18 protein-coding genes are annotated in these 21,010 nt (G+C 41.5%); 10 read left to right on the top strand and 8 right to left on the bottom strand.

Annotated elements, in window-relative coordinates:
* The first annotated feature begins 271 nt into the window (after positions 1–271).
* The gene (gene recQ / locus DTW91_RS07755) at positions 272–2,482 is read left to right on the top strand and encodes a DNA helicase RecQ (RefSeq protein ID WP_125202817.1); all 2,211 of its coding nucleotides are present in this window, start codon (positions 272–274) and stop codon (positions 2,480–2,482) included.
* A 91-nt stretch (positions 2,483–2,573) separates the two neighbouring features.
* Positions 2,574–3,644 (top strand): glycosyltransferase, encoded by a 1,071-nt coding sequence (locus DTW91_RS07750; RefSeq protein WP_125202816.1) that lies wholly within the window; start codon positions 2,574–2,576, stop codon positions 3,642–3,644.
* A 51-nt stretch (positions 3,645–3,695) separates the two neighbouring features.
* On the opposite strand, the gene DTW91_RS07745 is transcribed toward DTW91_RS07750, so the two are convergent.
* Both DTW91_RS07745 and mnmD read right to left on the bottom strand, forming a co-directional pair.
* Positions 3,696–4,112, bottom strand: coding sequence for an NUDIX domain-containing protein (locus tag DTW91_RS07745; RefSeq protein ID WP_125202815.1), 417 nt, complete (start codon positions 4,110–4,112; stop codon positions 3,696–3,698).
* 33 nt (positions 4,113–4,145) lie between these two features.
* The gene (gene mnmD, locus DTW91_RS07740; RefSeq protein WP_125202814.1) at positions 4,146–4,820 is read right to left on the bottom strand and encodes a tRNA (5-methylaminomethyl-2-thiouridine)(34)-methyltransferase MnmD; all 675 of its coding nucleotides are present in this window, start codon (positions 4,818–4,820) and stop codon (positions 4,146–4,148) included.
* A gap of 83 nt (positions 4,821–4,903) precedes the next feature.
* On the opposite strand from mnmD, the gene DTW91_RS07735 reads away from it, so the two are divergent.
* The 3 genes from DTW91_RS07735 to DTW91_RS07725 all read left to right on the top strand — a co-directional run bounded on the left by DTW91_RS07735 (position 4,904) and on the right by DTW91_RS07725 (position 7,751).
* Entirely contained in the window at positions 4,904–5,974 is a 1,071-nt protein-coding gene (locus DTW91_RS07735; RefSeq protein ID WP_125202813.1) for a branched-chain amino acid aminotransferase, read from the top strand.
* 146 nt (positions 5,975–6,120) lie between these two features.
* Positions 6,121–6,633, top strand: a complete 513-nt coding sequence (locus DTW91_RS07730; RefSeq protein WP_125202812.1) for an FKBP-type peptidyl-prolyl cis-trans isomerase — start codon at positions 6,121–6,123, stop codon at positions 6,631–6,633.
* A 20-nt stretch (positions 6,634–6,653) separates the two neighbouring features.
* The gene (locus DTW91_RS07725; RefSeq protein WP_125202811.1) at positions 6,654–7,751 is read left to right on the top strand and encodes a peptidylprolyl isomerase; all 1,098 of its coding nucleotides are present in this window, start codon (positions 6,654–6,656) and stop codon (positions 7,749–7,751) included.
* 207 nt (positions 7,752–7,958) lie between these two features.
* Here the strand turns inward: DTW91_RS07725 and DTW91_RS07720 are convergent, their stop codons facing one another.
* Entirely contained in the window at positions 7,959–8,849 is an 891-nt protein-coding gene (locus DTW91_RS07720) for a helix-turn-helix domain-containing protein (protein ID WP_125202810.1), read from the bottom strand.
* 134 nt (positions 8,850–8,983) lie between these two features.
* Here DTW91_RS07720 and DTW91_RS07715 point away from each other — a divergent pair, with 134 nt between their 5' ends.
* The 4 genes from DTW91_RS07715 to DTW91_RS07700 are packed head-to-tail and all read left to right on the top strand — an operon-like array spanning position 8,984 to position 15,270.
* Positions 8,984–10,033: an efflux RND transporter periplasmic adaptor subunit gene (locus DTW91_RS07715; RefSeq protein ID WP_125202809.1), complete on the top strand. Its 1,050-nt coding sequence runs from the start codon at positions 8,984–8,986 to the stop codon at positions 10,031–10,033.
* 10 nt (positions 10,034–10,043) lie between these two features.
* Positions 10,044–13,148, top strand: a complete 3,105-nt coding sequence (locus DTW91_RS07710) for an efflux RND transporter permease subunit (RefSeq protein WP_125202808.1) — start codon at positions 10,044–10,046, stop codon at positions 13,146–13,148.
* A complete protein-coding gene (locus DTW91_RS07705) occupies positions 13,145–13,927 on the top strand; it encodes a patatin-like phospholipase family protein (protein ID WP_125202807.1) in 783 nt (260 codons plus the stop codon). Before DTW91_RS07710 ends, DTW91_RS07705 begins: the two co-directional genes overlap by 4 nt.
* Positions 13,924–15,270, top strand: coding sequence for a TolC family protein (locus tag DTW91_RS07700; RefSeq protein ID WP_125202806.1), 1,347 nt, complete (start codon positions 13,924–13,926; stop codon positions 15,268–15,270). The genes DTW91_RS07705 and DTW91_RS07700 overlap by 4 nt, the downstream gene beginning before the upstream one ends.
* A gap of 79 nt (positions 15,271–15,349) precedes the next feature.
* Here DTW91_RS07700 and DTW91_RS07695 read toward each other — a convergent pair whose 3' ends face one another.
* From DTW91_RS07695 to DTW91_RS07680, 4 genes are all read right to left on the bottom strand, one after another.
* Positions 15,350–16,591: a DUF1015 domain-containing protein gene (locus DTW91_RS07695; RefSeq protein WP_125202805.1), complete on the bottom strand. Its 1,242-nt coding sequence runs from the start codon at positions 16,589–16,591 to the stop codon at positions 15,350–15,352.
* Positions 16,592–16,594: 3 nt separating this feature from the next.
* On the bottom strand, positions 16,595–17,551 hold the full coding sequence (locus tag DTW91_RS07690; RefSeq protein WP_125202804.1) for a D-2-hydroxyacid dehydrogenase: 957 nt from the start codon (positions 17,549–17,551) through the stop codon (positions 16,595–16,597).
* Between the two features lie 207 nt (positions 17,552–17,758).
* Positions 17,759–18,814 carry a 3-phosphoserine/phosphohydroxythreonine transaminase gene (serC, locus tag DTW91_RS07685; RefSeq protein ID WP_125202803.1) on the bottom strand — a complete coding sequence of 352 codons (1,056 nt, stop codon included), beginning with the start codon at positions 18,812–18,814 and terminating at the stop codon, positions 17,759–17,761.
* A 94-nt stretch (positions 18,815–18,908) separates the two neighbouring features.
* On the bottom strand, positions 18,909–19,259 hold the full coding sequence (locus tag DTW91_RS07680) for a 4Fe-4S dicluster domain-containing protein (RefSeq protein WP_125202802.1): 351 nt from the start codon (positions 19,257–19,259) through the stop codon (positions 18,909–18,911).
* A 49-nt stretch (positions 19,260–19,308) separates the two neighbouring features.
* On the opposite strand from DTW91_RS07680, the gene DTW91_RS07675 reads away from it, so the two are divergent.
* Complete coding sequence (locus tag DTW91_RS07675) at positions 19,309–20,343, top strand: acyl-CoA reductase (protein ID WP_125202801.1); 1,035 nt, start codon at positions 19,309–19,311, stop codon at positions 20,341–20,343.
* A gap of 110 nt (positions 20,344–20,453) precedes the next feature.
* Here the strand turns inward: DTW91_RS07675 and tpx are convergent, their stop codons facing one another.
* Positions 20,454–20,951 carry a thiol peroxidase gene (gene tpx, locus DTW91_RS07670; protein WP_125202800.1) on the bottom strand — a complete coding sequence of 166 codons (498 nt, stop codon included), beginning with the start codon at positions 20,949–20,951 and terminating at the stop codon, positions 20,454–20,456.
* Positions 20,952–21,010: the final 59 nt, after the last annotated feature.

The raw sequence follows: 21,010 nt of genomic DNA, 5'->3' as shown, positions 1-21,010 counted from the left end.
ATATGTACTTTTGCTCATCGTTATTTGATTTTTGCAACTCAAAATTACGATAAGTTTTTAGAAGCCATTAATTTGGCTTCTTTTTTTATCTGGTTTTTATCGGACAACAGTGATTTTTTTTAATAATATTAATTTTGTATCTTCACTTCAATAATTTGAAATCGAGAATGAAGTTCGCTTCATTATTATCCGACAAAAATGTAATAATTTTTAAAGGTTCTAATTTGTATAACCTTCAATAAAATGCAAATTTAGCAAACAATATTAAAGGATGAACACAAAAGACATCAACTTATCCGCAGAACTTAAAAAATATTTTGGATTTTCTAAATTTAAAGGTCAGCAAGAGCAGATCATCACCGAACTTTTGAACGGCAAAGATATATTTGTGCTGATGCCCACCGGCGGCGGGAAATCGCTCTGTTACCAACTCCCCGCATTGATTTCGGACGGCACCGCCATCGTGGTTTCTCCTCTCATTGCCCTGATGAAAAATCAAGTCGATGCCGTAAACGGGCTCTCTTCGGACGAAGGTGTGGCACACGTCCTCAATTCGTCATTGAATAAAACGCAAACCAAACAAGTGATGGAAGACATCACCACCGGCAAAACCAAACTGCTCTATGTGGCGCCGGAATCCCTCATCAAAGAAGAATATGTAGAGTTCTTGAAAGACATCAAAATATCGTTCGTGGCCATAGATGAGGCGCATTGCATCTCGGAATGGGGACACGATTTCCGCCCGGAATACCGCAACCTCAAAGGCATCATCGATAAAATAGCTGATGTGCCTGTGATTGCGCTTACCGCCACCGCAACCCCGAAAGTACAAGACGACATCCAGAAAACCTTGGGGATGAATAATGCCTTGGTTTTCAAGGAAAGTTTCAACCGACCCAATTTATTCTACGAGGTTCGCCCGAAGGTAAACGTGGACAAAGAAATCGTGAGATTTATTCATCAGCACAAGGGGAAATCTGGCATCGTCTATTGCCTCAGCCGAAGAAAAGTGGAAGAGTTTTCGCAGCTTTTGCAGGTCAACGGGATTAATGCTTTGCCTTATCATGCCGGTCTGGATCAGAAAACCAGAGTGCTGCACCAAGATAAATTCCTGATGGAAGAAGCGGATGTGATTGTGGCGACCATCGCTTTTGGAATGGGTATTGACAAACCCGATGTGCGATTCGTGATTCATTACGATATTCCGAAGTCTTTGGAAAGCTATTACCAAGAAACCGGCCGCGCCGGAAGAGACGGCGGAGAAGGCTATTGCCTGGCTTTTTACGATCCGAAAGATATTGAAAAACTCGAAAAATTCCTCGCCCAGAAACCTGTTTCCGAAAGAGAAATCGGACTGCAGCTTCTGAATGAAGTCGTAGGCTATGCCGAAACATCGATGAGCAGAAGGCAATATTTGCTTTATTATTTTGGAGAAAAATTTGATCCCGTCAACGGAGAGGGTGCTTTGATGTGCGACAATTCTCAAAATCCGCCAGCTTTGAAAGATGCGACCAAAGATCTGAAAAAAGTTCTTGAAATGATCAAAGAGCTGGGTGAAAAATTCAAAACCAAAGATTTGATTTCCTTAATTACCGGAAAAGAATCTGCCGTTACCAAATCCTACAAACTGGAACAAACGAAATATTTCGGCTTCGGAAAATCGGAAACGGACAACTATTGGAAAACAATCATCAGGCAAGCCACCGTGCAGGATTATCTCAGAAAAGATATAGAAACATACGGCGTTCTCAAAATTTCGGAAAAAGGGCAGGAAATGATCGACGGGACATCCCCACACAGCTTCCTGATCGCAGAAGACAGAGAATATGACCTCGCACAATCCAAAGTAAAAGCAGATAATGAGCAAATCCAAATTCAAGCGGGCGCCGGGCTGGATGAGGCTCTATTTGCCCAATTGAAAGAACTTAGAAAAACGGTGGCAAAAAAACACGGAATCCCGCCGTACACGGTCTTCATGGATCCAAGCTTGGAAGATATGACGGTGCAATATCCCATTTCTGTGGAAGAAATCGCAAAAATCTATGGCGTTGGCGAAGGCAAGGCCAGAAAATATGGCAAAGACTTTGCCGAATTTATCAAAAAATATGTCGAAGAAAACGAGATAGAAAGAATGCAGGATACGGTCATCAAACAAGTGGCCAACAAATCCAGCCACAAAGTTTTCATCATTCAGAATACCGATAAAAAGATCGATCTCGAAGATATCGCACGGGCAAAAAACCTCTCGATGGGCGAGCTGCTCTCCGAAATGGAAAGCATCATCTATCAGGGAACCAAATTGAACATCGATTATTACGTCAACGAAAATTTTGACGAAGACATCGTAGAAGAATTTATGGACTTCATGAAAAATTCCGAAAGCGACAGCATGAAAACGCTTCTCGCAGAGTACGGCGATGACTTGACGGATGAAGAAGTGCGAATCTTGAGGATCAAATTCATCAGCGATGTTGCAAATTAATGTTGATAAGAATACGAATTTGCAAAAAAAAAATCAATTTTGTTGATGCTATTTTGAAAATCGCGCAAAGATTTCCCGGAACTATTATAAAATGAGAAAATCCATTCTTTTCATATTGCCCGATTTGGAAACCGGCGGTGCGGAACGCATCATTACAACTATTGCGAATCATCTTCCCAGAGACAAATTTTCACCGGCTCTCTTGCTATTAAGAAAGGAAGGTGCTTATTTGGATTTTTTGCAGTCTGATGTCGAAGTTATCGATATGAAAACGCCCAGAATTCGGCATTCAATAAAGCCAATTCTTCTGCAAATCAAAAGGCGGAAACCCGATATCGTATTTTCGGGATTTGGGGAAGTGAATGCTTATTTATCGATGTTTATCAAGCTTTTCCCGAAGACAAAATTCGTCGCACGAGAGACGAACGTAGTCTCGCAGCACGTGACAAGAAAAGAAATCAAGTTTTTTTACAATTTTTATAATAATTATGACAAAATTATCGCGCAAAGCAATGATATGCAGCGGGATTTGGTTGATAATTTTGGAATTAAGAATGCGAAATTGGTCAAGATTAATAATCCGGTGGATATAGATTTTATCGAGGAAAAGTTGGCAACCTCGGAAAGGCCTCCGGATTTCTTGCCGCAATACAAACATGTTGTCGCCATCGGAAACTTGTCTCCCAGAAAAGGATTCGACAATCTTCTAAAAGTATTTTCAAGGCTTGCGAATGAGAATATTTTGGTACATATTTTGGGCGACGGGAAAGATAGGGAAATGCTTGGGCAGATGAAAGAATTGCTGGGACTGGAGCACGTCCTGTTTCACGGCAGGCAAAACAATCCTTACCAATATCTGAAATTCGCCGATCTCTTTGTGCTTTGTTCCAGATATGAGGGTTTTCCCAATGTGCTTCTGGAAGCAGGCGCTTGCGGTGTTTATGCTCTGGCAAACCATTGCCCGGGCGGTATAGACGAAATTATTATAGACCAGATTAATGGTGAAATCTGCAACATTGAAGATTACGATAATTTTGCCGAAAAGGTGCAGCAATCCGTTCATACAGATCATAACAAAGATGAGATTAAAACATCGATAAAATCTCGTTTTTCTAAGGATATTATTATGAAAAAATATGAAGATCTACTATGGAACCTGTAGATCTTGGAAAAGTAAAAATAACCCATTGAAACGCCCGATAATGCCGAGAAATTAATTTAGTAATTTCTCTTTTGCCATTTCAAAAACACGCCTGTCTATCGGAAGTGGGAACGGATTTTCGCCCTCGAGAGAAAACCATTCGGTCTTTTCTATGCAAGGATCGAGAATCAGTAGATCTTCTTCATTCAGTATTTCCACCAGATAGTAGATGGTCAGGAGTTGCTCATTATCCCGAAATCGCGACACCAAAAAATCGTCTTGGGTGTAGAAATGCTCGATAACTTTAATCTCGAGATTCAGTTCTTCCCGGAATTCGCGTTTCAGGCATTCCAACGTGCCTTCACCAAATTCCAAACCGCCTCCGGGCAATTTGATCAAGAAGTCGCCTGCATATTCCTCGTGCAAGGCAAGAATCTTGTGACCCTTGATGCACAAGGCATATACCCGAATGTTAATCTTATCTATCATAATTGAGATTTGGAATGACTAAATTATGGAAAATTATTTTTTCCAAGCATTTATCATTTCTCTTTTTCCGGGAGGACCCTGTTTTTTTTCCACATCGAAGCCTAGGCTCATCAGGTTTCTTCGGACGCTTCCTTTTGAGGAGTAAGTAGTTAGCAGTGCTCCTGATCTCATTTTTGAAGCGACGATCTCGAGCAATTCCGTTTCCCAAAGATTGGGCTGGACTCGCGCACCAAAGCAGTCGAAATATACCAGATCAATAGGTGGCAGTGCGGTGAATTTTAGATCGAAAAAATCTTTTTTTAATTTGGTCAGAGAAAAATCAGGGCTCAATTTTTCGGCCATTTCCCAAGGAAGTTCGTGGATTTTTACAGCCAACTCTTTCACGACATCATTCGAAAATAATTCTGCATAGCATAATTCTGCTGCTTCGTGAGAAAAAATCGGATATTTTTCGACGCCAAAATAATTGATTTCTCGATTATTAATATTTCGCAAATATTCATCAATTGTTACCAAAACATTAAGACCTGTTCCAAAACCGAGTTCTAAAATATTAATTTCGCAATCTTGAATCAAATTAAATCCATTCTTAATAAAGACATGTTTTGCTTCTTGCAATGCCCCGTGAGTCGAATGGTAAGTTTCTGATAAATCATTGATTAATAATGTCTTACTACCATCATTGGTGGTGATTAATTTCCTTTCCAAAATATTTTTTCACAAATTTAAACTATATTTTGATTATTAAATAATTATTATATATTTGTAATACCTCAATTAAAATTTTAAAAATGATAATTCAAAAATCTACCAACCCTAGAATTTCCACCTTCGATCCGCAAAATTTTACATTTGGCACTACTTTCATAGATCATATGGTCATTTGCGAATATGAGAACGGGAAATGGGGGGATCTTCGCTTGATTCCGTATGGTCCCATCGGTTTTACCCCAGCGATGATGGGGGTCAATTACGGACAAGCGTGCTTTGAGGGCATGAAGGCATATAAGGACAATGATGGTCAGGTATTCCTTTTCCGGCCTGAAAAGAATTTTGAAAGGATTAACAAATCCGCAAAAAGATTAGCAATTCCCGAGATTTCCAGAGAAATGTTTATGGATGGGCTAAAGGCATTGGTAGATATCGACAGAGACTGGATACCGCAAGGAGAAGGAATGTCGCTCTACATAAGACCGGTTCTGTTCGCAACCGAAGAGGCGCTGAAAGCAAGAATCGCAAACAAATTTATGTTTGCCATTGTGGCGACGCCGGCCAACAGTTACTACACGGCTCCTGTTTCCGTAAAAATTTCCGATCATTACTCAAGAGCCGCAAACGGCGGAGTGGGTGCCGCGAAAGCTGCCGGAAATTACGCAGCTTCGTTCTATCCCACGAAATTGGCCATCGAAGAAGGCTATGATCAAATCATCTGGACAGACGACTGCACGCACCAATATTTCGAAGAAAGCGGTACGATGAATGTTTTTGTGAGAATAAACGACACGATTTATACGCCGAAAACTTCGGAAAAAATCTTGGACGGCGTTACGCGAGACAGCTTTATAAAACTTGCTGAAAGACGAGGTATCGAGGTTGTGGTTGGCGATATTAAAGTGGCAGACGTGATCGATGCTCAAAGAATTGGTACGCTGAAAGAAGTTTGGGGCGTTGGCACAGCCGTCGTCACAAGCATTTTCGCGGGTTTAGGTTATGGTGCAGAACATTTGGATTTGCCGCGTCTTTCGGATGAAGAGAGTTTTGCGGCTCTTCTGAAGAATGATCTGGTGAATATCCAGACCAATAAAGCCGAAGATCCTTTCGGATGGCGGGTCTTGGTAGAAGAAAATGTTTATAGCTTATAGAATTGCATAAATAGTAAAATTGAAAAGCAAAAACCGGAAATTTATCTTCCGGTTTTTATTTTGAATGCAATTAATTCTATGAAAATTCTTAGTTTTGCAAAAGTTTTTTTTGAATAATATCTCATTTATTCAAAATTTTAAAAAATATGAAAAGATTAATTTTTACTTGCTCATTGGCTCTGGCGACCGCTTGTGCTCAGCATAGCCCAACACAGCCCGATACAGATCAATTTATGACAGACAGCGACCTGGAAATTTCCAAAAACAGAACCAAAAATCTCAATACATTGGAACGGACACAAATTCAAGATTGGATGAAGTCGCAAGATGTAAAATACTATCCGATGGGGATGAACTATTGGGTCAACATCGCGGATTTGGACAAGTTGCCTCGCAAAAACAATGGTGACAAAGTGTCTTACCAATATGATATTTACGATTTTGACCGAACTAAATTATATCAAAATCCTCTTGGGAACGATAATGTAGAATTCGGACACTTCAAGGAGATGGATGCCGTAGAAGATGTGATCCGATATTTGCGAAAAGGGCAAGAAGCCGAGATTCTCGTGCCGTCGGTCTTAGCTTATGGCACCTATGGCGACGGCAAAAAAATCAGCAACGATATGCCGCTGATCATAAAAGTAAAAGTATTATAAATCAACGAGTACTGAATACTATGAAAAAAATTTTAGCATTTTCTATAACATTATTAACTTTATTAAATTGTAAAACATTGGAAATAGACAAAGAAGTTTATAAAAGTCTGCCCGACGGACTCTACGGAAATTTCGTAACCAGCAAAGGCGAAATTCTGGTAAAATTCGAAGATGAGAAATCTCCCGTCACAGTAGCTAATTTTGTGGGGCTAGCAGAAGGAAAAATTGAAAACAAAGCCAAGAAAAAAGGTGAGCCTTTCTACGACGGCACGATTTTCCACAGAGTCATCAAGGATTTTATGATCCAAGGAGGCGACCCAACAGGTACAGGAATGGGGGATCCCGGATATAAATTTGCTGATGAAAAGAACGATCTGAAACATACGGGAAAAGGGATTTTATCGATGGCGAATTCTGGACCGAATACCAACGGCTCGCAGTTCTTTATTACAGAAATTGCCACTCCGTGGCTCGACGGTAAACATACCATCTTCGGAAAAGTGGTGAAAGGGGATGCGGTAATCGATTCTATCGCCAACGTAGAAAAAGGACCTCAAGACAAACCAAAAACCGATGTTGTTTTGACAAAAGTGGCCATCTTCGGCAAAGGCGATGCCTACAAGCATTACGACGCTGCGAAAATATTCGCCGAAGGCAAAGGCAAAATCGAAGAAAGGAATAAAACATACCTTGCCAAAGCGGAAGCTGAGAAGGCCAAAAAACTGGCCGAATTTGCTGCAAACCAAGAAAAATTGGTGAACGAAATGAAAGCCGGAATGCAATCTACACCATCCGGATTGTTCTACAAAATTACCAAGACAAGTTCTGGCGCCAATCCAACGCCCGGCCAGACTGTGGCTGTTCATTACGCAGGAAAACTGATTAATGGAGAAGAGTTCGACAATTCCTTTAAAAGAAACGCGCCAATTGATTTTCCGGTTGGCGTTGGCCAAGTAATCAAAGGTTGGGACGAGGGCATTTTACTTTTGAAAGAAGGTGAAGCGGCTACTTTGCTCATTCCTCCAGCTTTAGCTTACGGCGAAAGAGGAGCCGGCGGCGTAATTCCGCCCAATGCCTGGTTGGTTTTCGACGTAGAGCTGGTGAAGATTGAAAAATAATATGGTAAAATAAAACCGAAGATAAACTTCGTCGTGATGCTGCGGTAAAAGCTTCTTTATGATTTCTTCATTAGAGATTTTGCCGCAGCTTCTGCGACGTTTGAATAATAATCTGCGGCTATAAAACCATCGATACAACTCAGCGAAATGTAATCAAAAAAAGCAGTTAAGCGTTATGCTTAGGCGTGTCACTCGTTTTCGCACGCATTATTTTTCGCGATATTGCGTAGGCGTCATCCCTACTCTTTTCTTGAAATAGGAACCGAAGAACGAAGCATTGGCAAATTCTAACTGAAGTGCGATCTGGGCAACCGTCATTTCCGAACTTTTCAGCATTGCCTTAGCAGCCATTATGACCATTTCGTCGATCCATTGCAGCACAGATTTTCCACTTGTTTCTTTGATGACTTTTGCAAAATATTTGGGTGTAAGGTACAATTCATCAGCATAGAATTTTACGCTGCGTTTGGTTTTGTAGTGTTCAAAAAGCAAGGTCATAAAGCGCAGATGGATATCCTCTTTCCTATTCTTGGCTTTTGCCGTTTCTGCTATATCGGTGGCGTAAAGCTGCAATATCTGGTAAATAAGTGCATACAGAAAATTCTTGATTACATCTTCTCGGTATGCAATATTCTTTTGATATTGATTGACTATAAGCCGATGGACCGTCAGCAAATCCTCAAATATTTCTCGATCCAGGTACAGACAACTTTGTTCTTCAACTGCCTTGATGATATAAACCAATTGGGTTGACAGCCTGATGTTGGAAATAAAATCAAAGGTAAAAAACAGAAACTCGACCTCCAAGTCCTCACTTTTTTCCAATATCTGTATAATACTGTTGTGCGCAGCAATAATGAGTGTATGCTCATAAACCTCGCGTTCGGTCAGGTTTATTTTGACCTTGGCTGTTCCTTTTACACAAAACACAATAGCAATTCCATCTAAAATATGGGGATAATCAAAATCAAACGAATGATCTTGCAAAACATTCGGATTTTTTGAAACAACGAAATCACTGGTTTCTGCAATGACATTTAAATGAAGCTGTCTGGCAAAGTGTTCTATGGAAATCCTATTGTAATCTTCCTTCTTCATTTCTGTTTCTTGGTATTGATAACTCCAAATATACAAAAAAACGACCTTTTAAACATCATTGAAGAAAAATTGATTTTAAAGATGGTGCTGGTTATTCGGAACTTCGTGCAAACAAATGTTTAATAGCAAAAAATATGAATAAAACAGCGTTTTCCTTAGCAAAAACCATCGGAATATTATCCTTTGCATTGATCCTCTTCTCCTGCTCTTCAAAAGAAGAAAAAAATGAAGTCAAAGCCGTTCCTGTAACTGTGCTGACCATTAAATCCGAAAACCGAATTTATCCACAGGAATACATCGGCATCGTAGAAAGCGAAAATGCAGTAGATGTGAGTTTTTTGGTGGTGGGTACTATTGAACAGCTCTATGCCAATGAAGGACAAAAAATTTCCAAAGGACAATTGTTGGGGCGGCTGAATACCGTTTCTTTCAAAAATGCACACGACCTGACGGTGGCCTCGCTCAAACAAGCAGAAGATGCTTTCAAAAGAATGTCGGCTATGTACAAAAGCAAGAGCTTGCCCGAAATTCAATACATCGATGCCCAAACCAAATTGCAACAAGCCCGATCTAGCGAGGCCATCGCCCGAAAAAATCTTCAGGATTGCAACCTTTATGCTCCGCAGTCGGGCGTCATTGGCAGGCGCTATCTGGAACCCGGAGCCAACGTGATGCCCGGAACACCTGTTTACAATATTATGGACATCAGCAGTGTAAAAATAAAAACAGCCATTCCTGAAGGTGAAATCTCAGGAATCCGCACAGGAAGCAGAAGCCAAGTAAAAATATCTGCTCTAAATAATGAAACATTTGAAGGACAAGTCATCGAAAAGGGAGTGGCCGCTAATCCTGTTTCTCATACTTACGATATAAAAATCAAAATCAACAATACTGCCGGGAAAATAATGCCTGGTATGGTATGCAAAACCTATTTGGATAATGGCAACAATTCTGAAAGGGGGAGCATCATTGTTCCAATAAAAGCGGTACAGGTTGATTTTTCAGGAAAGCGTTTCGTTTGGTTAAAAGATAAGCAAAACAGAGCATTTTATAGAGAAGTAACACTGGGGCATCTGGCGGATAACGGCGTACAAATCATCAGCGGTCTGCAGGAAGGCGACCAATTGATTACCTCTGGTTATCAAAATATTAGTAGAGGAACTTTGGTAAGCGTCAAAAAATAACACCAAGAAAATGGAACAAAAGAAAGAACATACAGGCTTCATAGCCCTCGCAATGAAGTACAACAAAATCGTGCTTCTGCTCGTTAGCACAATGGTAATTTGCGGTATTTTTGCGCTGTACAAAATGCCGAAACAAGAGTTCCCGGTTTTTACCATTCGTCAAGGCGTAGTAGTCGGCGTATATCCTGGTGCAACCTCCTCCGAAGTAGAAGAACAACTTACGAAGCCGTTAGAAAAATTCCTGTTTACATACAAAGAAGTCAAAAAAGCTAAGACATACTCTCAGTCTCGCGACGGCATCGTCTATGTATTTGTAGAACTGAATGATGAAGTAAATAACAAAGATGAAGTCTGGTCCAAAATAAAACACGGACTATCGACTTTTAAGATGCAGTTGCCCTCTGGCGTGTTGGCTTTGATTGCCAACGATGATTTCGGTGACACCTCAGCACTCCTCATTGCGTTGGAATCCGACACCAAAACTTATCGGCAGCTGAAAACCTATTTGGAAACCTTAGAAGACAAGCTCCGCACCGTAGAATCGGTTTCCAATGTACGCCGCTACGGAATGCAGAACGAACAGCTTAGCATTTATGTGGACAAAGAAAAAGTGGCAAGCTACGGCATCAATATTTACAGCCTATACCAAACCTTGTTGACCAAAGGAATGATTGGACCAGCGGGCAAGATCGATAATGATGAAATGGTGATTCCCATTCATATCGCACGGCCGTTTGCTTCCGAACGCGATTTGGAAGAACAAATCGTCTATTCCGATCCACAAGGCAATCACATCCGCCTTAAAGATGTGGCAAAAGTGGTTCGCGAATATCCCGAAGCCACCAGCTACACCATCAGCAATGGCAAAAAATGTGTGATCCTCTCTACCGAAATGCGCGAAGGCTACAACATCGTGCAATACGGTAAAGATGTGGAAGTAATAATGAAAGAATTTGAAAAAAACTTACCCAGCGATGTGAAGGTGTTCCGAATAGCAGACCAGCCGAAGGTGGTAGCGGATTCTATCGATACCTTTCTTAAAGAATTGGCAACAGCCATTATTGCAGTGGTTTTGGTAGTTATGTTCTTATTACCAATCCGAGTGGCAGGTGTAGCTGCTTCCACCATTCCTATTTCTATTTTTATCTCTCTGGCGGTGATGTACCTTTTCGGGATAGAGCTCAACACGGTTACCCTAGCTGCGTTGGTAGTAGTGCTCGGTATGATTGTGGACAATTCTATCGTCATTGTGGACAGCTACCTCGACATGTTGGATCAAGGAATTCCACGTTGGGATGCCGCCATCAGAAGTGCCAATATATATTTTAAGGCCATTCTGTCGGCTACACTGGCTATTGGGATTACGTTCTTCCCATTCCTTTTTACACTTACGGGTCAACTTTACGATTTCGTTTTGTCTTTTCCGTGGACGATACTTATCTCCCTGAGTACCTCCCTTGCTGTGGCCGTTCTGTTCGTTCCGTTCCTGCAATACAAGATTATTACCAAAGGCTTGCATTCCGAACACAACAAAAATCAAAAAAACAGATCGTTTCTCGATTATGTGCAAGATATTTATGATCATCTGTTGAAGAAAGTTTTTCAGTTTCCAAAGATTTCTCTTTCTCTTGGCATCCTATCGGTTTTGGTTGGCGCGGTAATGTTCCTTTTTCTGCCGCTGAAACTAATGCCAATTGCTGAGCGAAATCAGTTTGCTGTAGAGATTTATCTGCCCCAAGGAAGTTCTTTGCATCAAACCGAAAAAATCGCCAATGATTTGAGCCAAATATTGGGCAAAGACCAGCGAATAAAATCCATTACCAGTTTTATCGGCACTGGTTCTCCGCGTTTCCACACCTCTTATGCCCCAAAAATAGGCGGTCCTAACTTTGCACAGTTCATCGTCAATACAGAATCAAACGAAGCCACAGAAGAAATTCTCGATGAATACACTACTCAATATGCTCATTATTACCCCAACGCTTATGTAAAGTTCAAGCAATTGGACTACCAAATTGGGGTGGATGCCGATGTAGAAGTGCGGCTAAGCGGCGACAATATTTCCGATCTGAAAGAAATTGCAGGAAAAGTAGTATCTGAAGCAGGAAAAATGGACGAACCAATTCGTGTTTATACCAACTATGAAGAAATATTGCCTGATGTCCGCGTGGCTTTAGACCCTGTGGAATCTAATCGCTTAGGCATTAGCGAGGGCATCTTGGGCGTAGGATTGGCTTCGCGATTTGGCGGAATGCCCATTACCTCCGTTTGGGAAAATGATTACCAGCTTCCTGTGGTACTGAAATCCAAATGGGAACACAAGGATCCTGTAGCAGGCGATGTGGAAAAAGAATATATTTCGGGACTATTTTCTCCGGCTGTACCACTAAGGCAAGTTGCCAAAATCTCCACCGAATGGAACGAAGGGCAGATTGTTCGCCGCAATGGCGTACGCACCTTGTCGGTTTACATCGATTTGAAACGGGGAGAAAAAGTAAATAAAATGCAGGCCAGAATCGAGGATTTGATGAGCGGTATGGAAGACGAAATCAAAGCTAAAAACATCACAGTTTCTTACGGTGGCGTCAAAGATTCTAATAATGAAATCTTGCCAAAATTGGCAACTGCCTTGATGATGTCTATCGCTATTATATTTTTCATTCTTGTATTCCACTTCAAAAATATAACCTTAGCATCGCTCGTGTTTTCTTCTACTTTGTTCAGCATTTTCGGAACTGCTTTCGGAATCTGGGTGATGGGATTAGATTTCAGCGTCACAGCGATATTGGGCGTGGTAAGTTTGATTGGAATCATTGTCCGAAACGGAATCATTATGTACGATTATATCGAAGAACTGCGCAGCAAAGAAAATATTACCGTCCTTGATGCCTGTATAGATGCGGGAAAACGCAGAATGCGTCCTATATTATTGACTTGTCTGGCAGCATCTATGGGCGTTGTCCCAATGATTATCAGCAATAGTCCACTTTGGGCTCCGATGGGATCTGTTATCTTTTTCGGAACACTCATTTCTATGGTATTCATTCTCACAATGCTTCCGCTTATCTATTGGATGACTTATAAAAATGAAGACGAAAAGAACGTAGCTGTATGATTGCGAAAAACAAAATAGGCATCACCCTTTCGGGGGGTGGCTTCCGCGGCGTTGCTCACCTAGGAATATTGCAGTATATGCGGGAACTGGGCATAGAGCCTGAAGCGGTTTCTGGGGCAAGCGCCGGAGCATTGGTGGGAGCGTTCGTTGCTGCAGGCTATTTGCCCGAGGAGATTTACCATTTTGCCAAAAAAGAACAATTTTTCAATTATACAAGTATTTTGCGAGGCGGCGGATTGAGCACTGATATTTTTGAAAAAATTATTCGCAAGTATATTCCTCACGATAGTTTTGAGGGGCTAAAACTTCCTCTTTATGTGTCAGTTACAGACCTCACGAATGCTCAATCTCTGATTATCAATAGCGGAAGTCTTTCTTTTGCCGTCAAATCCTCTTGCAGTTTTCCCTTGGTTTTTCAGCCAGTTCTTTACGGCGAAGATACCTATCTGTGCGATGGTGGATTGATGAATAATTTTCCGGTGGAATCCATAAGGTCGAGCTGCCAGAAAGTGATTGGCATTAATGTCAATCCACTCAACAAACATCAGGGAAAATTCAGCTATACCGAGATTATAAACAGGATTATTCGCATCGCTACATCGGGTATCACCCGAGACCGAAAGGCAGATTGTGATATTTTCATACAACCCGATGAGTTAAATGACTATGGTCTTTTTGATGTCAGAAAGATAGACGAAATATATCAATTGGGATTCGCACACGCCCAAAAATTAAAGGAAGAATTTATAAACCTTAAAAAAGAGATAAAACAAGAATGAAAAAGATAATCTTAGCTACATTAATGTTCAGTTTTTCCGTTAATCTGTTTGCTCAGAGGCATCTCACGCTGCAACAAAGCAAATCCTTAGCTTTGGGAAACAATGCCAAGGTAAAAAACAGCGGATTGGAACTGGATGCAGCTCGCGAAATAAAGAAAGAAGCTTACACCAACTATTTTCCAAAAGTAAGTGCCACAGCGATGGGAATGCAAGCCTTAGACCCGCTTTTGGAAATGAAACTGCCAGGAGGCAACCTACCCGTGTACGACGGAAACCCCGCCCATTTGCTTACTGCTACGCAATTTGCCTATTTCCCGGCGGTGAATATCGGGTTGTTCAACCAATTGGCTTTGGGCTATCTCAATGTGCTGCAACCTGTCTATGCGGGTGGAAAAATTAAGACGGGCAACAAATTTACCGACTTGAATATAGAAGTGAAACAAAAGCTACAAAAATTGTCTGAGAATGAAGTGCTGCTGAAAACCGAACAACAATACTGGCAAGTCATAGCCATTCAGGAAAAGCAAAAAACACTGGACAGTTATATCAAATTTTTAGATACTCTTTATAATCAGGCCAATACGGCGTATAAAAATGGGATGATTATTAAAAATGACGTTTTGAAAGTAAGCATCAAGCAAAGTGAATTGCAGGTGAATAAAACCCAATTGGAAAACGGGAAAAAACTGTCTTTAATGCAGCTTTGCCAGACTATCGGGATAGATTATGACCCCAAAATCGTCCTTGATGATCAACTGAATGATCTTCCGGCGCCAGAAAGTTATTTTGTTTCTAATGAAGAGGTGCTGCCCAATCGTGCGGAATACCAATTGCTGGAAAAAGCCATTAGCGCTTCAAAACTGGAAACCCAAATGAAAAAAGGTGATTATCTGCCGACTTTGGGTGTGGGTCTGTCTGGCTACTATCTGGATCAGTTTGAGAGCAACCAGAAAGGTGTTTTCAACGGAATGGCCTATGCCTCTTTGTCTATCCCCATTTCCGATTGGTGGGGCGGAAAACACAAACTGAACGAATTGAAATATAAAGAAAAAATTGCGGAAAATAATCTGAATGATAACAAAGGATTGCTGCAACTCCAAATGGAAAAAGCGTGGACAGACTTGACGGAGGCAGATAAAAAAATACATTTGATTGAAGAAACTTTGGCTCAGACGAATGAAAACCTGAAAGTCAATCAAGATAGCTACAACAACGGATTGGTTCAGCTTTCGGATTTGCTGGAAGCACGAGCTCTGAAAGCAGAAACCGAGGACAAACTAATAGAAGCCAAAAGCCAATACAAAATAGCAATTACCAATTATCTGCTGCTAACGGGAAGATAAGGAACGAAAAGAAGAACGCCCAATCAGCCGCAAAAATAGTCCAAATTCCGAACGGAGGCTCAGTTCAAAGACAATCCCTTTACTTCATATCGTACATTACGAGCGCAGTAATCAGTTTCGGTTCTATGAGCGTACACTTTGGAGGCATTTTGATTTCCCTGTCCGAAATTTTCAGCAAATCGTTGAAACTGATCGGGTATATTCCAAAACCGATTTTATAGTTTCCGGAATCTACTTTTTCTTTGATTTCGATAATTCCTTGGACGTCGGAAGTGCCTTTCAGATAGGTTATTTTATCGGTATGCTTGGCATTGGTGATTCCGAATATTTTTTCGAAGATGAACTTGTCGACCATATAATGATCCAGATCATTCCCCTCTTTCAGCGCCTCGCGGATGTCGTGTTTCACATGCAGGCTGTAGAATTTGCCACCCAAATACATACTGATATGGAACTTTTGAGAAGGAAAATAAGGCTCCGTTCCTTTGTCGTGAATCTGGAAATCTTCTTTAAGTTTTTCCATAATTTGTTCTTCCGAGAGTCCGTTGAGGTCTTTTAGGAGACGGTTGTAGTCGTTGATTTTGATGGATTGGTTGGAAACTATGAAGCTGTAAACAAAATTGTAATGCTCTGTTCCGTGGGAGCGCTTATACTTGTCTCTTTGTTTTTTGGCATATTCTGCCACCGAACCTATTCTGTGATGTCCGTCAGCAATATAAAAGGAATCAATAGGATCCAGTACTTCTTTGAACTGCTGAAGTTTGAGCCGGTTATCAATTTTCCAAATTTTATGTTTCACGCCCTTCTCGTCTTTATAATTCATGATGGGCACATTTTTCTGCTCGTGGGTCATCAGCAATTCTACCTTGGAATTCGAATGATAAGTCAGCAGAACAGGTTCCGCTTGCAGATTGACTTTCTCCAGATAGTGCGCCATTTTCAGCCGGCGTTCCGTGATGGTCGATTCGTGCTTTTTGATTTTCCCATCCCAGAAATCATCGACGCTTACCAGTCCCAGCAGACCGCGGAACGTACTCTTGTCCGGCATGGTTTGTTCATAAAGATAATAAGAGGAATCGTCTTGAATCAGCTTTTTCTCTTCCAAAAGTTCTTCAAAATTGGATCGGATTTTTCTGAGATTTCTATCCACATCTTTGGATTTGCTCACAACCGCCGGCTTTATCATCTGGATATATGAATTCTCCAGATGCGCCTTTTTGTTGATCTCCTCTTGGGTAAAATTATCCAAAGAATAAGTCGGGAAGACATCTACATACTCGGGGGTTGGTCGGATTCCTTTAAAGGGTTTAAATACTGGCATATTTTATAATTGATCTTTCAGTTTAATAAGTTGTGTTGCGAGTTCTTTCCCAATCCTGTCTTGGGCATCCATTGTATTGGCGCCCACGTGCGGAGAAAGGGACATGCCGGGATGCATCAGGATCTCGACTTCCGGCGTGGGCTCTTTTTCGAAAACGTCCAATGCGGCTCCGGCTAATTTTCCGCTCTCCAGCGCATCGATCATAGCCACTTCGTTGACGACGCCGCCCCGCGCCGTATTAACGAGGAAAGCACCGTCTTTCACCATCGCAAACTCATCGGTGTCAATCAGATACCGATCCGTTTTGCCTGTGTTGAGGCTGATGAAATCTGCATTTTCCAAAACCTCATCTAAAGTTACTGATTTTATTTCGAAATTCAAAGTCTGCCCGTCGAAAAAGCTGAGGGCTACGGTACTGGTTTTCGGCGTTCTGTTGTACGCCAATATTTTCATTCCGAGAGAAATCCCGATTCTTATAACCTCCAGTCCGATATTTCCCATCCCGACGACGCCCAAGGTTTTACCGGAAAGTTCCGAAGCGTTGTGAAAGGATTTTTTCAGCGCGCTGAAGTGGGTTTCCCCTTCCAGCGGCATTAGCCTGTTGCTCTCGTGAAGAAATCGAGCCAAAGAAAAGAAATGCGCAAAAACCAATTCTGCCACAGATTTGCAGGAAGCAGTAGGCGTATTGATAACGTGCAGGCCCTTGTCTATCGCATATTCCACATCAATATTATCCATCCCGATGCCGCCTCGTCCAACAATCTTCAGACTGGGACATTCATCGATCAATTGTTGCCTTACCTGTGTGGCACTTCTCACGAGAAGCGCATCTACCTTATTTTCATTAATGAAATTGCTTAAATGCTCCGGCGAAACGCGACTGTCCAAAACCGTGATGCCGGCTTCTCTCAAAAGTTGAAATCCCGAGTCGGAAATCCCATCATTGGCTAATACGATCATGTTTTGATTCAAAAAAATGCTTTCTAATATTGAATTCCTTCAAATTTTTTTAGCTGAATTTAAAGTTCGCTAAGTTACGATATTTTCCCAAATTAACATTCATTTAACAAAAAAAAGTCTCCAAATCAAATTGAAGACCTTGTAGTTCTCATTTAAAAAATAAAATTTATTTTTTACCCGAAAAAGGGGGAATCAGAAAGTTGAAACTTAGATACTTTTCATTACATCCACCAAAACCTGAACGCTTTCTATCGGCATGGCGTTGTAGATGCTGGCTCTGTAGCCGCCAACGCTTCTGTGGCCATTGAGCCCGCTAATTCCGGCTGCTTTCCACGCGGCATCAAAAGCTTCCTGTTTAGATTCGTCTGTCAAAGTGAAAGTCACATTCATAAACGAACGATCTTCCGTTGCTGCCACACCTTGGAAATTCGGATTGCGGTCGATCTCATCGTAAAGCAACTTTGCTTTTGCATTGTTTCTAACTTCTGCAGCGGCGATACCGCCATTTTCTTCCAAATGCTTGAGTGTCAAATAGGAAGCATAGACTGCGAAGACCGGCGGCGTATTGAACATCGATTCTTTATCGATATGAACGGAATAATCTAAGTAACTCGGGATGGTCCTTCCGGTTTTGCCCAAGATGCTTTTCTTCACTACCACCAAAGTGGTTCCTGCGGGTCCCATATTTTTCTGAGCACCGGCGTAGATCAAATCAAACCGGGAAAAATCCAATTCTCTGCTGAAGATATCGGACGACATATCGCAGACCAGCAATGTATCCACTTTCGGGAATTCTTTTATCTGCGTTCCAAAGATGGTATTGTTGGAGGTGCAATGGAAGTAATCATACGCCGCATCAACGGTATAATTTTTGGGAATGTATGCGTAATTTGCTTCCTTGGAAGTGGCTACCACATCTACATTTCCGATCATTTTTGCTTCTTTTATGGCCGCCGCCGCCCAAGTTCCGGTATTGGTATAAGCCGCTTTTCCATCCACAGAAAGCAGGTTCATAGCCACCATCAGGAATTGCAAACTCGCGCCGCCTTGCAGATAAAGAACCTCATAATCGTCGCCCAGATTCATCAATCTTTTGACAATCGCTCGCGCTTCGTCCATTACCGCTACGAAGTCTTTGCTCCTGTGCGAGATTTCCAAAAGCGAAAGTCCGGAACCATTAAAATCCAAAATGGCTTCTGATGATTTTTGAAAAACCTCTTGTGGTAAAATGCTGGGACCGGCACTGAAATTATGTTTTTTCATTCGTTGAGAAAAATTAAGGGTATGATTTAGAATTGGGATATAAAATATTCGTATTCATTTAAAAAAAGAAACTTACGCCAAGGCTGCGCGGCAATTAGTCGTTGTGTAAGAAAGCTTTTTTTGCTAAAAGTTGCTCCTCCGTTTCCACGTGGTCTTCATCGGGAACGCAACAGTCCACGGGGCAGACGGCCGCACATTGAGGTTCTTCGTGGAAGCCCTTGCACTCGGTACATTTATCTGAAACGATGAAATAATAATCGTCGGAAATCGGGCGCTGTGGCGCATCGGCATCTACCTTAAGGCCGGACGGCAGCACCACCATCCCCTTCAAATCTGTTCCTTCAGATGCTTTCCAATCGACGGCTCCTTCATAGATGGCATTATTTGGACATTCCGGTTCACAAGCGCCACAATTGATACATTCGTCTGTTATCTTGATAGCCATTGCTATTTTATTTTTAATTTTGTGCAAAATTACAAAAAAAAAGCCAGCTATGCGGAGCGAAAACAAAATTTTGGGGCTCGAAAAATTAGGAAATTTCATCCACGGATTTCTCACAAAAGCAGAGATTGATTATGATGAAAAGGAAGCCCGTTTTGGCGCTTTAATTAGACGATCTGAAATCGAAAATCCTTGGTTTACCAGCGATTATCAACGGTACAACTTGCAACAATGGGCTGGACTTTTCACTCGGGAAAATGTAGAAAATTGGCTGTCGAAATATCCATTGTCGCGCACGCCAAAAAGAGTGGGTCTCATTCTGGCGGGCAATATCCCGCTGGTAGGTTTTCACGATGTTATTTCTGTGATCTTGAGTGGTCACATTCCGATTATTAAGCTGTCGTCCAAAGACCGCTTGGTACTGCCATTTCTTTTAGAATTATGGAATGGATTTTCGGATAAAGAACTGGTTTACGAAATCGTAGAAAGACTGGAAAACTTCGATGCCGTGATTGCGACGGGAAGCAATAATACAGCAAGGTATCTGGAATATTATTTCAAAAACCATCTCAGCATTATTCGGAAAAACAGAACCTCCATTGCCGTTTTGCGAGGCGATGAAACGGATGAGGAACTTCGGCTTTTGGCAGACGATATTTTCCTATATTTTGGATTGGGCTGCAGGAATGTCACCAAGCTTCTGATCCCCAACGATATGACGCTCGATAGGTTGTTCGAGAATTTCGTGAACTATCAAAACATCATCAATCATAACAAATATGCGAACAATTACGATTACAACCGCGCGGTTTACCTTCTGAACCAAGATCTCTTTTGGGATAATAATTTTGTGATGCTTCGCGAAGACGAAAAGCTGTTCAGTCCTTTATCCGTGGTTAATTTTTCCCGTTACCAGACGATGGAGGACGTGAATCGATTTATAGAAAATCACAAAAACGACATTCAAACCATCGTTGCAAAACCTGAGTTGGGATTAAAATCCATTGCCTTTGGCGAAGCGCAGCATCCCTCTTTGGACACTTACGCGGATGATGTGGATACTATGGCTTTTCTGAGCGTGATATAAGACTGGGTTCGCTATTCCAAAAAAAAAATCAGCAATAAATAAGATACTGCTGATATTTTTAAAGTCGATTTATCCGGATTCCTTTGAACGTTTGATATATTCTTGGAAAATTATTTCAATGCATTTACCGCTTCGGCATAATTCGGCTCCTGCCCTATTTCCGGCACTTGTTCGGTGTAGATTACTTTTCCGCTTTCGTCCAACGCAATGACAGCTCTGCTTAGCAAACCCTTAAAAGGAGAATCGGTAATCGTAACGCCATAATCTTCGCCAAAACTGCCTCGGAAATCGGAAAGCACCTCTACATTATCCAGTCCCTCAGCCGCGCAAAACCTGTTGAGCGCAAACGGCAGATCTCGTGAAACGTTGATTACAACTGTATTTTCCAGCGAGGCGGCTTCTTGATTGAATTGTCTGGCCGAAGCGGCGCAAACGCCGGTATCGATACTTGGAAAGATGTTGAGAAGTATTTTCTTTCCTTTGTAATCCGACAAATGCTTCTCGGAAAGATCGGCAGCAACCAATGTAAATTCCTTTGCGGTGGTGCCTACTTCCGGCAGCTGACCCACAGTATGAATTGGATTTCCTTTGAATGTAATTTCTGACATTTTAGATATGATTTATTTCTTCAAAGTTAATCGTTGATTTCTGAATACTCAAACAATTG

The organism is Chryseobacterium sp. SC28 (assembly GCF_003932955.1).
GTDB lineage: Bacteria > Bacteroidota > Bacteroidia > Flavobacteriales > Weeksellaceae > Epilithonimonas.
The sequence above is the reverse complement of the archived record's forward strand: the minus strand, read 5'-3'. Positions and strand labels throughout refer to the sequence as shown.

Coding starts and splice junctions, on each gene's coding strand:
- recQ (WP_125202817.1), top strand. CDS start 272: ATGAACACAAAAGACATCAACTTATCCGCAGAACTTAAAAAATATTTT.
- DTW91_RS07750 (WP_125202816.1), top strand. CDS start 2,574: ATGAGAAAATCCATTCTTTTCATATTGCCCGATTTGGAAACCGGCGGT.
- DTW91_RS07745 (WP_125202815.1), bottom strand. CDS start 4,112: ATGATAGATAAGATTAACATTCGGGTATATGCCTTGTGCATCAAGGGT.
- DTW91_RS07735 (WP_125202813.1), top strand. CDS start 4,904: ATGATAATTCAAAAATCTACCAACCCTAGAATTTCCACCTTCGATCCG.
- DTW91_RS07730 (WP_125202812.1), top strand. CDS start 6,121: ATGAAAAGATTAATTTTTACTTGCTCATTGGCTCTGGCGACCGCTTGT.
- DTW91_RS07725 (WP_125202811.1), top strand. CDS start 6,654: ATGAAAAAAATTTTAGCATTTTCTATAACATTATTAACTTTATTAAAT.
- DTW91_RS07720 (WP_125202810.1), bottom strand. CDS start 8,849: ATGAAGAAGGAAGATTACAATAGGATTTCCATAGAACACTTTGCCAGA.
- DTW91_RS07715 (WP_125202809.1), top strand. CDS start 8,984: ATGAATAAAACAGCGTTTTCCTTAGCAAAAACCATCGGAATATTATCC.
- DTW91_RS07710 (WP_125202808.1), top strand. CDS start 10,044: ATGGAACAAAAGAAAGAACATACAGGCTTCATAGCCCTCGCAATGAAG.
- DTW91_RS07705 (WP_125202807.1), top strand. CDS start 13,145: ATGATTGCGAAAAACAAAATAGGCATCACCCTTTCGGGGGGTGGCTTC.
- DTW91_RS07700 (WP_125202806.1), top strand. CDS start 13,924: ATGAAAAAGATAATCTTAGCTACATTAATGTTCAGTTTTTCCGTTAAT.
- DTW91_RS07695 (WP_125202805.1), bottom strand. CDS start 16,591: ATGCCAGTATTTAAACCCTTTAAAGGAATCCGACCAACCCCCGAGTAT.
- DTW91_RS07690 (WP_125202804.1), bottom strand. CDS start 17,551: ATGATCGTATTAGCCAATGATGGGATTTCCGACTCGGGATTTCAACTT.
- serC (WP_125202803.1), bottom strand. CDS start 18,814: ATGAAAAAACATAATTTCAGTGCCGGTCCCAGCATTTTACCACAAGAG.
- DTW91_RS07680 (WP_125202802.1), bottom strand. CDS start 19,259: ATGGCTATCAAGATAACAGACGAATGTATCAATTGTGGCGCTTGTGAA.
- DTW91_RS07675 (WP_125202801.1), top strand. CDS start 19,309: ATGCGGAGCGAAAACAAAATTTTGGGGCTCGAAAAATTAGGAAATTTC.
- tpx (WP_125202800.1), bottom strand. CDS start 20,951: ATGTCAGAAATTACATTCAAAGGAAATCCAATTCATACTGTGGGTCAG.